This is a genomic window from Pseudalkalibacillus sp. SCS-8, assembly GCF_040126055.1.
Lineage (GTDB): Bacteria > Bacillota > Bacilli > Bacillales > Fictibacillaceae > Pseudalkalibacillus > Pseudalkalibacillus nanhaiensis.
The window spans coordinates 2,962,297-2,974,117 of sequence record NZ_CP143541.1; the positions used below are offsets into that span (position 1 = coordinate 2,962,297).

The 11,821-nt window shown below is 41.3% G+C and carries 17 protein-coding genes and 1 riboswitch; of the genes, 3 read left to right on the forward strand and 14 right to left on the reverse strand.

All coding sequences use genetic code 11. The features are described from left to right. Positions 1-307: 307 nt before the first annotated feature. The 5 genes from V1497_RS15375 to V1497_RS15395 form a co-directional block, all read right to left on the reverse strand. A complete protein-coding gene (locus V1497_RS15375; RefSeq protein ID WP_349408396.1) occupies positions 308-451 on the reverse strand; it encodes a hypothetical protein in 144 nt (47 codons plus the stop codon). A 250-nt stretch (positions 452-701) separates the two neighbouring features. After that, positions 702-1,082 carry a carboxymuconolactone decarboxylase family protein gene (locus V1497_RS15380; RefSeq protein ID WP_349408397.1) on the reverse strand — a complete coding sequence of 127 codons (381 nt, stop codon included), beginning with the start codon at positions 1,080-1,082 and terminating at the stop codon, positions 702-704. A gap of 133 nt (positions 1,083-1,215) precedes the next feature. Next, a complete protein-coding gene (locus V1497_RS15385; protein ID WP_349408398.1) occupies positions 1,216-2,031 on the reverse strand; it encodes a MetQ/NlpA family ABC transporter substrate-binding protein in 816 nt (271 codons plus the stop codon). A 15-nt stretch (positions 2,032-2,046) separates the two neighbouring features. Then, positions 2,047-2,712 (reverse strand): methionine ABC transporter permease, encoded by a 666-nt coding sequence (locus V1497_RS15390; protein WP_349408399.1) that lies wholly within the window; start codon positions 2,710-2,712, stop codon positions 2,047-2,049. After that, a complete protein-coding gene (locus V1497_RS15395; RefSeq protein ID WP_349408400.1) occupies positions 2,693-3,730 on the reverse strand; it encodes a methionine ABC transporter ATP-binding protein in 1,038 nt (345 codons plus the stop codon). The genes V1497_RS15390 and V1497_RS15395 overlap by 20 nt, the downstream gene beginning before the upstream one ends. 111 nt (positions 3,731-3,841) lie before the next feature. Beyond that, a riboswitch (SAM riboswitch) is annotated at positions 3,842-3,956 on the reverse strand. 201 nt (positions 3,957-4,157) lie between these two features. Here V1497_RS15395 and V1497_RS15400 point away from each other — a divergent pair. Continuing rightward, complete coding sequence (locus V1497_RS15400; RefSeq protein WP_349408401.1) at positions 4,158-4,583, forward strand: TlpA disulfide reductase family protein; 426 nt, start codon at positions 4,158-4,160, stop codon at positions 4,581-4,583. Here V1497_RS15400 and V1497_RS15405 read toward each other — a convergent pair. The 6 genes from V1497_RS15405 to V1497_RS15430 form a co-directional block, all read right to left on the reverse strand. Then, positions 4,551-4,904, reverse strand: coding sequence for a hypothetical protein (locus V1497_RS15405; protein ID WP_349408402.1), 354 nt, complete (start codon positions 4,902-4,904; stop codon positions 4,551-4,553). The two genes, V1497_RS15400 and V1497_RS15405, sit on opposite strands and share 33 nt — an antisense overlap. A gap of 267 nt (positions 4,905-5,171) precedes the next feature. Continuing rightward, positions 5,172-6,437, reverse strand: a complete 1,266-nt coding sequence (locus V1497_RS15410; RefSeq protein ID WP_349408403.1) for an anti-sigma factor domain-containing protein — start codon at positions 6,435-6,437, stop codon at positions 5,172-5,174. 25 nt (positions 6,438-6,462) lie between these two features. Continuing rightward, positions 6,463-7,233, reverse strand: a complete 771-nt coding sequence (gene sigI, locus V1497_RS15415) for an RNA polymerase sigma-I factor (RefSeq protein WP_349408404.1) — start codon at positions 7,231-7,233, stop codon at positions 6,463-6,465. Between the two features lie 351 nt (positions 7,234-7,584). Next, the gene (locus tag V1497_RS15420) at positions 7,585-7,929 is read right to left on the reverse strand and encodes a thioredoxin family protein (protein ID WP_349408405.1); all 345 of its coding nucleotides are present in this window, start codon (positions 7,927-7,929) and stop codon (positions 7,585-7,587) included. 34 nt (positions 7,930-7,963) lie between these two features. Beyond that, positions 7,964-9,052 carry a PQQ-dependent sugar dehydrogenase gene (locus V1497_RS15425; protein WP_349408406.1) on the reverse strand — a complete coding sequence of 363 codons (1,089 nt, stop codon included), beginning with the start codon at positions 9,050-9,052 and terminating at the stop codon, positions 7,964-7,966. Further along, positions 9,049-9,411 carry a toprim domain-containing protein gene (locus V1497_RS15430; protein WP_349408407.1) on the reverse strand — a complete coding sequence of 121 codons (363 nt, stop codon included), beginning with the start codon at positions 9,409-9,411 and terminating at the stop codon, positions 9,049-9,051. The genes V1497_RS15425 and V1497_RS15430 overlap by 4 nt, the downstream gene beginning before the upstream one ends. A gap of 75 nt (positions 9,412-9,486) precedes the next feature. Here V1497_RS15430 and V1497_RS15435 point away from each other — a divergent pair, with 75 nt between their 5' ends. After that, complete coding sequence (locus V1497_RS15435; protein ID WP_349408408.1) at positions 9,487-9,687, forward strand: hypothetical protein; 201 nt, start codon at positions 9,487-9,489, stop codon at positions 9,685-9,687. A 43-nt stretch (positions 9,688-9,730) separates the two neighbouring features. Here V1497_RS15435 and V1497_RS15440 read toward each other — a convergent pair whose 3' ends face one another. The 3 genes from V1497_RS15440 to V1497_RS15450 all read right to left on the reverse strand — a co-directional run bounded on the left by V1497_RS15440 (position 9,731) and on the right by V1497_RS15450 (position 10,894). Beyond that, complete coding sequence (locus V1497_RS15440; RefSeq protein WP_349408409.1) at positions 9,731-9,982, reverse strand: DUF2553 family protein; 252 nt, start codon at positions 9,980-9,982, stop codon at positions 9,731-9,733. Positions 9,983-10,074: 92 nt separating this feature from the next. Then, a complete protein-coding gene (gene gcvH / locus V1497_RS15445) occupies positions 10,075-10,458 on the reverse strand; it encodes a glycine cleavage system protein GcvH (protein ID WP_349408410.1) in 384 nt (127 codons plus the stop codon). Positions 10,459-10,537: 79 nt separating this feature from the next. Further along, complete coding sequence (locus V1497_RS15450) at positions 10,538-10,894, reverse strand: arsenate reductase family protein (protein WP_349408411.1); 357 nt, start codon at positions 10,892-10,894, stop codon at positions 10,538-10,540. A gap of 208 nt (positions 10,895-11,102) precedes the next feature. On the opposite strand from V1497_RS15450, the gene V1497_RS15455 reads away from it, so the two are divergent. Next, positions 11,103-11,750, forward strand: a complete 648-nt coding sequence (locus V1497_RS15455) for a LysE family translocator (protein ID WP_349408412.1) — start codon at positions 11,103-11,105, stop codon at positions 11,748-11,750. Positions 11,751-11,821: the final 71 nt, after the last annotated feature.

Here is an 11,821-nt window from a genome sequence, read left to right on the forward strand (position 1 = left end):
GTTTTGATCTTCATCACCCTTATGAAGATCTTTTCCTCTGCTTTTCACCCTAGTTTTGATCTTCATCTCTCTTATGAAGATCTTTTTCCCCGCTTTCTCACCCAGTTTTGATCTTCATCGCTCTTATGAAGATCTTTTCTGCGACTTTTCAGCTTCGTTTTGATCTTCAACACTTGCTTTATGTACAGTCTTGCATTAATAGGATCCAGAAACTCCCTCCTTCAAAATAAAAGGACCTTATCTATTGTGCGATAAGGTCCAAAATATATTAGCTCAATTTCCAGTTTTTCTATGCTGTAGTTGTGAATTATGACTTATTGACTTTTCCCGTAAATTCGTTGAGCATTTGCAAGCTTTGCTTATACTCACGATCTCTTTTACGTTCAATTTCCATACGTTTCTCCAGGCTACGTTCGTATTGCGCATAACCTATACCGTGTGATTGGTGCATGGCTTTCTCCATTTCACCTGTATGGTTTGTGTCAATGTGATGGATAATGAATCAATCCTTTCAAGATTTCATAATTTTTATTCACTACAGTTAATACCCTACCAGTTGATTGTTAAAACACCAAATTCCATATATGTTGATAATTAAGGGTGTGACTCTCTCACACCCCGCCGGACCATATTAGGGGGACGGTTATTATATATCCCCCGAATACATCCCATTTTCTTGCTATTCTATCTATATCGACGGATTAATGTTTCATCTGACTTAAATCGGAAATCGCTTCTTGGACAAGCGTCACTGATTGACTCATTGCTGCCCCGCCTCCAAAGGCAGCACAAACACCGACAGATTCAAGGATTTCTTCTTCTGTACATCCTTGATCAAGGCATCCTTTTGTATGGTAGATGATGCAGTATTCATCTTGAGAATAGATGCTGATACCTAGAGCGATCAGCTGCTTTTCTTTTTTCGTCAGCTTTCCAGCTTTGAAGCATGATTCTGTAAATGCATTGTATTTACGTGCAATATCGGGCATTTTTTCAGTGAATACGCCAAGACCGTGTTTATAATCCATTAACGCAGCTTCAGTTGGTGTCCCGGGATGCTGATGAGATTCATTTTGATTCATTTAAATCACTCCTAACATGTCGATTATTCATCATAGTTAGTATGATTCTTCTTAGAAAATGTATCCCGGGAAAATTTTGCTTAAACCATTATATAAAAAAGAGCACCGATAAATCGGTACTCCTTCTTATATATTATTCACTGACCGGTACAACGGCACCTTTATATTCTTTTTTGATGAAGTCTTGAATTTCTTTAGATCGCAGCACTTCTACAAGCTTTTTGACTCTTTCATCCTCTTCATCGCCTTTGTTAACCGCGATAATGTTCACATATGGGGAGTCTGATCCTTCAAGGGCGATGGCATCTTCCTTTGGATTCAATCCAGCGTCAATCGCATAGTTCGTGTTGATCAGGACGGCATCTCCTTCCCCATTATTATAGATCTTCGGCAGTAGTCCTGCGTCTACTTCAGCGGTGAATTTAAGCTCCTTCGGATTCTCAGCGATATCCTTGATCGTTGCTTCCGACTTCTTCACGCCTTCTTTCAGGGTGATCAAGCCTTGGCTTTCAAGCATGCTAAGCATGCGACCATGGTCAGCTACCGCATTACTCATGATGATTTCTGCTTTCTGAGGGAGTTCTTCTAGACTTTTGTATTCTTTCGAGTAAACACCGATTGGCTCAATGTGAATGCCACCTGCATTTACGAAATCGTAGCTTTCATTTTCCTTCATTTGTTGTTCCATATACGGGACGTGCTGGAAATAATTCGCATCCAGTTCTTTGTTCGCTAGTGCTTTATTCGGAACGACGAAGTCCTGGAACGTTTCGATTTTAAGTTTAACGCCTTTCTCTTCCAACAACGGTTGCGCTTCTTCAAGAATTTCGGCATGAGGAACATTGGATGCACCTACGACAAGTTCCTCTTTATCACCATTGCCTCCACCACAAGCTGCTAGGACGGACAAAATAAATACGGTTGTCAAAATGGAAATAAGTTTCTTCATGTTGTTTCCCTCCAGTTATCTTTTATCTGTACGCTGTGTCAAAAAGTCACCAATCCATTGGATGATAAACACGATGATCAAAATGATAATTGTAGCGATTAATGTTACGTCGTTCTGGTTCCGTTGGAAACCATCAAGGAAGGCAAGTGTTCCAAGACCACCTGCTCCGACCACGCCAGCCATTGCTGTATAAGAAATCAAGGCAATTGCCGTTACCGTAATTCCAGATATTAACGCGGGTAAAGATTCAGGCAGTAAAACCTTATAGATGATTTGCATATCGGTTGCGCCCATAGATTTAGCAGCTTCAATGACACCCTTATCAATTTCACGCAGAGCAATTTCGACCATTCTTGCATAGAAAGGTGCCGCGCCGATAATCAGTGCAGGTAGAGCTGCATTCGCACCAAGCATTGAACCGACTAGCCATGTGGTAAAGGGCACAAGAAGAATAATTAAGATTATAAATGGAATAGACCTGAAAATATTTACGACTGCAGCAACCACTGTTTGAATCGGTTTATTTTGCCATAGACTTCCTTTCTCTGTAAGGAAGAGCAACAGTCCCAAAATGATTCCAAGTATGAATGTTGCACTGACGGAAATGACCGTCATATAAATCGTCTCTAAAGTCGCTTCCCACATATCCTCCCAATCGACATTAGGAAATAGAGTTGTCATGGATCATCACCTCGACTTCCACATCTTGCTGTCTGATGTAGCTTATTGCGTTTTCAAGTTCAGTTGGTTCACCCTCCATTTGGATGAACAGTGTTCCGTATGCCCCTTCTCTCGTATGAGAGATTTTCCCTTGAAGGATGTTGATATTAATTTGAAATTTACGGATCAGGTCGCTGATGAGCGGTTGTTCAGCTTTCCCGCCAACAAAAGTAAGCTTGACCACCCTATGTTGGTCTCCTTTATCAATAAGATGCTGAATCGTCTCATCTGTTTCTTCAGGTTCAGTGACCTGTTTGACGAAATTCTTCGTAATGGATTGCTCAGGGTTCCGGAATACGTCCAGAACAGGTCCTTGTTCAACGACCTTCCCATCTTCCATCACAGCAACCTGATTACAGATTTTACGGATAACATGCATCTCATGTGTGATAAGGACAATTGTCAATCCGAGCTTTTGATTGATATCAACGAGTAAATTCAATATCGAATCCGTTGTTTTCGGATCGAGGGCTGATGTTGCTTCATCACACAGAAGAACATCCGGATTGTTTGCAAGCGCACGAGCGATTCCAACACGTTGCTTTTGGCCCCCACTCAGCTGAGAGGGGTAGGATTCACCGCGGCCATTCAGACCCACCAGGTCAATCAACTCATTCACTAGCTTCTCGCGTTCTTCTTTTTCGACTCCAGCTATTTCTAATGGGAACGCAATGTTTTCATGAACAGTACGGCTCCATAACAGGTTGAAATGCTGAAAAATCATCCCGATGCGTTGACGGGCTGTACGAAGCTCTTTGCTGCTTAAATTGGTTAACGTCTGCCCGTTCATATCGACTGAGCCCTCAGTCGGTCTTTCAAGCATATTCAGCATACGAATCAGCGTACTTTTCCCAGCACCACTATATCCGATAATCCCGAAAATCTCCCCTTTTTCAATGGTGAGGTTTACGCCATCGACAGCATTCACAGCACCATCTTTGGTTTGGAAGACTTTCTTTATGTCTTTAAGCGTAATCATGAGGTCGTTTACAACTCCTTCTTCCCCTTATCTTGTGCAAAATTCCATTCGTATACATGCAAAAAACCTTTCCACTCTGAAAATGAGTAGAAAGGTTAAGGTCATCTCTCCATCTCATCTTCCAAAGCATTGTACTTTGCAGGAATTGGCACCTTCTCAAAACCAAAATCGGTTTGATGGTTGCCGGGCTTCATCGGGCCAGTCCCTCCGCCACTCTTGATAAGATTTTATTTATTTGGGTTGGTCTCTTTAATCCTTTAGCTTATTTAAGCATGAATGCATTGTAGCATGGTTGTTTTTTTAGTGTCAATCCTTTTTTATTACAGTTTTTATAGGAAGTTATGTTACGTTCATTATGAAGATATCAAGAAAAATGGAAACAATAATCATGTAATCATACATGATGGCATAAAGGAGATGTGGCAACGTGACAAAAAGCATGGGATTCAGCTTGAGAAATCTCAAAACTGACGAGATCGTCTCATTGTCCGACTTTGAAGGTAAACCTGTCATCATTCAATTTTGGGTATCCTGGTGCCCTGATTGTATGCGTGAATTACCGTTATTGGAACAATTCTATAAATCGATGAGAACAGATGAAATTGTAATCTTGACCATTCATGTAACGGGGCGGGAAGGTAGCGATGAGCAGAGAGATGCGTTCATTCAGAAGAATGGAATCACGCTCCCAGTTTTGATTGACAATGGCACAGAGGTTTATGATCAATTTGATTGTCACTCTGTACCGACCACGATATTGTTGGATGCTGATCATCAGATGAAAGCACGCTACACAGATAAAGATAAGTTCCAGGACATTTTATATGGCGTCTCTCGACTGCTGGCTGGATAAATAGAATATTGACTCTAACTTCAGAATCAGCCGATAAGAAGCATTCACTTTCAGTTTCCCTTGAAGAATAAGGTCGGACATTTTTGATCTACCGAGAATCAAGGACTCGAAAGATTCAGTGCATCCAAAGATTTCAACAGCTCCAAAAACGTCTGCTCGTTCATCAATGACTTGGCATGAACGCCTCCGAAGACGAATGGCGATGGTTTCCTCGTCCGTTGTCAACGCGACAACGTAATCCTGTATTCTGAAAAAAGGTGATAGATGGGACTGCTTTTCAAACCTCGAAGAAAACAAATCGATAACATGATGGATTCCCATGAGCTCTCCCTCACTTTCACATGTATTCTTCGAGGGGGAAGTAACCATGTCCTGTAAGAAACGTTCGACAGTTTCTCGTCTATAATTCGATAGGAAAATGCAAAAAAGAGGGTGATATCCAATCACCCTCTTCCTATTTATTGACGGTTCTTTAAACGTGAGACTCCTGCAACAAAACCGAGCACCCACAACAGCCTTATGCTACTGAGCTATATGTAAGCGCACACGAACATGTCATGACACTCGCCATGACTTCAGCTAGCTGATTCACTTTGCTTTGTCGATATCTGTGATATAAATTCGCAGGTGTTTTCCGTTCTCATCATCTAATCCATCTTTTAAATCTGAAAGATCCTTGATGTGAATTTTGATTTTCACCTGCAAATCTTCATGGTCATCCTTTTTTTGAGCTGCAGCGTTCGGTTTTTTCGAACTTACATTCCGCTTTTGTTCATCATCATCTTCTTTTTCATTTTGTTCCTCAGCATCGTCTTCATCCTCATGACGCTCTTCTTGATCCTCTGATTCGTCATGATCCTCTCCGCCTTCCTCCTGATCCTCTTGCTCTCGATCGTCTTCAGTCTCTTCTTTCTTAGGTGGAGAGATTTCGGATGTTTCTTTTTTCGGAGTCGTATCTGCTTGATCCTTCAGCTTCGGCATCGAAGGCTCTTTCACATCCTCCTTTTGCGTTTGTGGAGGCTGTGACGTTTCATCCTGGGAATCATCGATGTTTACTTTTGGTAATGCAGATTCTTTAGTATCCGGATCTTGTGATGAAATTTCAGCTGAAAGATTTCGAACTTCTTTTATTGAAAAATTTCGTAGGTCTTCCAATTCTAATGAATCATTGTTTTCAGCAGCATCTTGGTAGACTAGAAATTTACCCATGGATAACCCGAGTTCATTCGCTTTCTTCCTGGAGTCTGGAGTCGCTTCCATAATCGAAATCACGATATTGGTGTTTTGGATGTGCTCAAACGACTTGAATTGTTCAATTTCACCTTGGAGGCGTTTACGCAACTCTGGTGAAACCGATGATTCCTTATAGGAAGAAGCGATCAATAAATCATCAAACTTATCAAAGTATCCGTATTCTTGCAGCAACCCGAATAAATCTTGTGAAAAGTATAATAAGGACGCGTCTTCATACCCGTCTGTCCCTTCAAGAAGTTTCTTGGCATCTTCATTCAAGGCACGGACTTTGACGATGTTCATGTCTTCGTCGACAGCTACTTCAATACTTGGGTTGATGTCAAAGCTGACATAGGCTGCGGCAGAAGCCTTCTGATGTCCGAATGGCAAGCCCCCTGCGAATAATACAAATACAATAATAGCAACTAACGCAAGTGAAAAAGAGGGCAAAAAGACACGATTCGGTCGTAGGGCAGTCTTCACTTCATCAGCTGGACAGATATATTCCTGTCCAACCTCAGGCTGTTCACCTTTTTTCAACCTCACCTGCTCAAAGCTGCCGTCTTTTGTCAAAATCACGGCTTTTCGCCTTGAAACTTTCATGATTAAGCCACGCTTCACTCATTGGTCCCTCCCTTCTTTGTGATCAATCGGAGGGCTCAATGTAAGATTTGAGCGATGTATACCCTCCAATATAGATCAATGCAATTGCTATTATATATTTTCGATTCCGTTCAATTGTTTTACGACTGCAAGAGACCATATTTAATAAATCTTTTATCGGTAGCTGCTTCTTCTCTTTAAGATAGGCAGCCAGCTTTTCATCTTCAGCGAGTAATTGTGCAATTTTCTTGGCATTTTCACGAGCATCGATGTGCTTCGGGCAGTTTTTGCTTAAAACTTTGAAAGTAATGCCATATTCCTTTAACAATTCCCGATATTCTTCAATTTCAAATACACGGTTTTCTACTTGTTGCTGTTGATCATAATGGTGAATAGCAGCTTGTTGTTCTGCATAACTGTCTTCAAGTCTGCCTTCTTCATCAAGTTCTTCAGGCTCGAGAAACACATAACGGTTTTGTCGAGCTTCTTTACGGATGAAATCAATCACCCGTCTTCGGATGACCATATCTGCGAACGTCAAGAAACGGCTTCCTTGTCCTTCTTGATATTGGTTGATCGCTTCATTAAAAGCCGTCAATCCGATACTATATTCATCACGCGATTGATCAATATATTGATTGCATACTTTAGATGTCACTTTCTTAATGAAGGGTTGATAATCCTCCAATAACTCGTTTCGAAGTCTTTCATCTCCACGAGCAATTTGTTTTACTTTATCTTCAATCGTAACGTTTTTCTTGAGTGTTTTATTAAAAGTCGGTTTTACTAATAAGTTCATATTCATTGATGTCATAATTTGTATCCACCTCGCTACGGACAGAGTTTATCTTATTGAGGATTTATTCTGTGAAATTTATGATGTATGCACGAACTCTCAAATGAATGAAGAATTCATAGTTCATTTATATCATTATTTTCGCCGTTTGGAGGATACAATTTGATAACAATGTTACAAGCTCTTTAACAATTGTAACACACTCTTATTAAGACTGATTTGTAAGAATTTTAGGATAGTATTAGAGTGAAAATTCGATAGCCTCTTAACTAACACTACGTATGCGCTTTCAAGATATTCAAAATAAAAACAACCTGAACGACATTTTCCGTCAAAATCAGGTTGTTTTTTGACATAAATAAGGAAGATTTATCCACTACTTTTTTTTGCATTTTGGTGGAATTCTTTGATTTTACTGTAGATATGGTCAACTGAACGGATGGAATACACCTTATCGATAAACCTTCCCTCGTCTATAAAAACGACACAGGGTACACTTGTGATTTCCCAATCTCTCGCGATGGCAGGCATCTGGTTCAGATTACATGCTAGAACTTCACGAGAATCCGAACCCTCTCCGGCTTCCAATGCTACCTCCAGCATTTTCTTGGCCAGCTTACACGTACCGCATAAGGGGGTATAAAAAAATACAATCATTCGTTTACGGTTAAATCGCTTCTGAAGGATTGTTGAATAGGTTGTTTCTTGGATCATGTAGTACTGCGTCCTCCTCATAAGGAAAAGCCCGTCAATCTAGTGGAAACTTGATAAGCTTATCATCATCTTTCTTCGGACTCCCTCTACCATCAGTGTTGTTCGTAATCGTATAAAGGTTTCCATTCCTTATGATAACATCTCTCATCCTGCCAAAGCCATCTTTCCACAATTCATGAGTTCCAGTCTCCAAATCAAAAACTCTGATTTGTTCACCAGCTAGAAAGGCAACATAGATTTTACTCCCATCAATCGCAAGACCTGCCGGTGCCCAGGTTTCATCACCTGAATGGAACAGGGGTGTCTTCATCCCATCCTCTTCCTCATCCCCCTGTATGACTGGCCATCCGTAATTGCCACCAGAAAGGATGAGATTCAGCTCATCGTGCCCACGGGAACCATGCTCGGTACTATACATTTTTCCATCTGAAGTCCAGCCAAGTCCTTGCGGATTCCGATGGCCATATGAATAAACCGGTGAATCAGGGAAAGGGTTATCCTTTGGAATCGTTCCATCCAGATTAATTCTAAGAATTTTACCAGCAAGACTTTCCTTATCTTGTGCTAGAGAGCTGTGGCCAGCATCTCCAGTGGTGATGTAAAGGGCATCATCCGGCCCGATTGCTAATCGTCCCCCGTTATGGATCCTCCCTCCAGGAATCCCTTCAACAAGGGTATCGGTTTCCTTCCAAACGCTCTTTTGTTTTTGTACTTTGACAACACGGTTCAGACGCTCTCCATCTTCTTCATATGTATGGTACAAAATGGCCTCTAAGGGTTCACTCGTACCATCCAGGATAAGAAAGCCAAGCAGGCCTCCCTCGGTTTCAGCTATGATTTCTTTGTTGAGATCGACGCTTTGCTTTTGTTTTGAGTCTCCTTTAATGCTATAAATTTCACCAGATCGTCCAGATAAATAGAAAACCGTCTCATTTATATGATTGATTTGCCATGGTACCCTTAATCGGTTGGCGAGTATCGTTGCATCCTCATGCTGAGCAACATTTTGAACCGTCTCCGCTGCAGGTTCGGTCGTCGAGTCATCAGCAGATTGTTCTGTCTGATCGGATGAACAGCCAATAAGACCGCCAATCAGCAAAACCATCATAAACAATCGTTTCATGTTGCACCTCCATTAAACAAATAGCGTTGATCAATTCGAAAATTTGCATTCATTAAGATTTTTGCGAGGTACATTAACGGGGTTTCTGCAACTTCTTTATAGACACTCTGAGTGTAAAGATGTTGTGCATTTGGGAGCTCTCTTTTTAAAATCTTCCTCAGCTTATGACCGGCATCATCTTCATCGACAAGGATGTAGATCTCTCTGTCTTCAATCAAGTTAATCAGTTCTTCCAGCTTCGTGAAGCTGATTGTACCATGTGTACAAATGATTTCTACAGGTTCATTCAGCAGCTTTTTCACCTTTTCACGGTCCGTCTTCCCCTCGACGATTAATACTTTTTTCTCTATCTCATCCATATTGAACCCACCATGTCGTTTATATTTTTATTCAGCTAAAATCGACTTCCTGGCTCGCTGCCCCCGAGGAGTGTCGTGAATTTTATTTTCAGTACTTATCAGGGCCTTTCTTATAAGAAAGCTTTGTTAAAGAATGTTGTTGAATTTGAATTGCTTCAGGCGGACGCTTTCCGCGGGCAACGCTTCAGCCTCCTCGACCTCGGTCTGCGGGGTCTTCAGCTGTTGCTTTTCCCGCTGGAGTCGCCGCCTTACGCTTCTTATATTCCTATAAGCTAAGTGATCTTAAATGAAAAAAAGCAGCGATCGCTTGGACCGCTGCTTAACACCAACCGAATTCACAATCATCAACGAGTTGTTGTTGACCTTGAGCTTTAGGAGCTGAACCTGAATCTTGACGGTAGATCTTGTCCCCATCAAATTCAAACCCTTCTCCCATCTCATACAAATTCCCTTGATTGGTAAATCGGATATTCCCTATCTTGTCTTTGTTCAAGTACAGAGACATAGAGCCTTGATCCATTTTCCCATAGACCTTATCCGTGATATCAGTTCGACGAACGTTATGGTCCATAAAGTTCACACCCTTCAACTAGTATAATATTCATATATTAACCAGCTTTGATGTTCATGAATCCTTCTTATGTTCTGTTACTTATCCTTCTTTTATTCTTCGCTGACCATCTTCTGATATCCTTCTGAATCCATCAGATTTTCAAGCTCTGACTCATCAGACATTTCAACGACGATCATCCATGCTTTCTCATATGGAGATTCATTGACGAATTCAGGATTGTCTTCAAGTTCTTCGTTAATTTCAACGACTTTACCGCTGATAGGCGCATACAATTCAGATACCGTTTTAACGGATTCTACACTTCCGAATGGCTCATCCACTTCGATTTCGTCACCCACTTCAGGAAGTTCGACGAATACGATGTCACCCAGCTCATCCTGTGCAAACGCTGTAATACCGATATGTGCTTTGTTCCCTTCAACCTTCACCCATTCGTGTTCTTCTGAATAACGTAATTCCTTTGGAAATTCCATTCTAATCCCTCCGATTTATTTATGTAATATCATACCTACCGTAATACTATTATAAAACAGTCCACATTCGCAATCTGTACTATTTCCAAGTTTGCTCGAATGTGTCCTCTTTAAAGCCGACTGTCACCCGATCACCGTCTGTCACAATCGGTCTCTTGACCAGCATACCTTCTGAAGCGAGTAGCTCCAACAGTTCGTCTTCAGATGCCGTTTTCAATCGCTCTTTCATATTGAGCTCACGATATTTCTTTCCACTTGTGTTGAAAAATTTCTTCAGCTCAAGGCCGCTTTTTTCATGTAAAGCTGCAAGCTCATCCTTTGAAGGTGTTTGTTCTACAATATGAACCGTTTCATACGATAGACCTTGCTCATCAAGCCATTTCTTTGTCTTTTTGCACGTTGAACAACTTGGATATTCATATACCGTCAAAGCCAACTTAGACACTCCTAACTCACCATAGTCTGTATTTTCTGATGAACTTCTATTCCATTCTATCATAAGTCAATGTCTAAATAACGGAGAAAAGCTTCGTGATTGCACTTTAATGGTGGGGATTATTAGTGATGTAGCCCTGAGATATCTGTTCTACTTGCATCTCCTCTTTCATTTATTAATAACAGACAAGCTTTGAAGGAGGATATTGATGCTTGCAACGATTTCAGGTTACATCATACTTGGACTCTCCATCGCAGCACCGATTGGGCCGATCAATATTGAAATCATCAAGCGCGGTCTCTTGTATGGCTTCTGGGCAGCGTTACTCGTCGGTGCCGGGGGAATCTCCTCCGACCTTGTTCTTATGGCTCTTATGTTCTTTGGATTATCACATATCATGTCCATTGTCTGGGTGAAAATCACCCTGACAATGCTAGGTTGCATTATTCTCGTCCATTCCGGTATAAACAATCTACGAATGACTCGCCTGATGGAAGATGTGACGGCTCCTGACCAACGAAGTGGACGAGTGAAAGTCCGTTCCTACTTGTCTGGATTGACCATCGCTGCTTCTAATCCGATGAATTTGCTCTTCTGGCTTGGGATCTATGGGTCGGTTTTAAGTGGTGTGCTTCAGCAAAGCAACCACCTCCATGCCTTTTTAGTGAGCAGCCTTGTTTTCCTCGGAATCGGCTTGTGGAATTTGAATCTTGCCTTCACTGTTCATTTCGGTCGGTTGTTAATGAACACGAGGATCATGAAGGTTATAAATATTGTAGCGAGTTTTGTGTTGATCGGCTTTGGCTTCAAGTTCGGTTGGATCGGCCTCCAAGAATTGTATGATTTGCTACTTTGACGATTAATGGTGAACTTAAAAAAACGTATAAAAAGGTCCCCGGAAGCCGGAGACCTTTTTTTGAGAGAGTG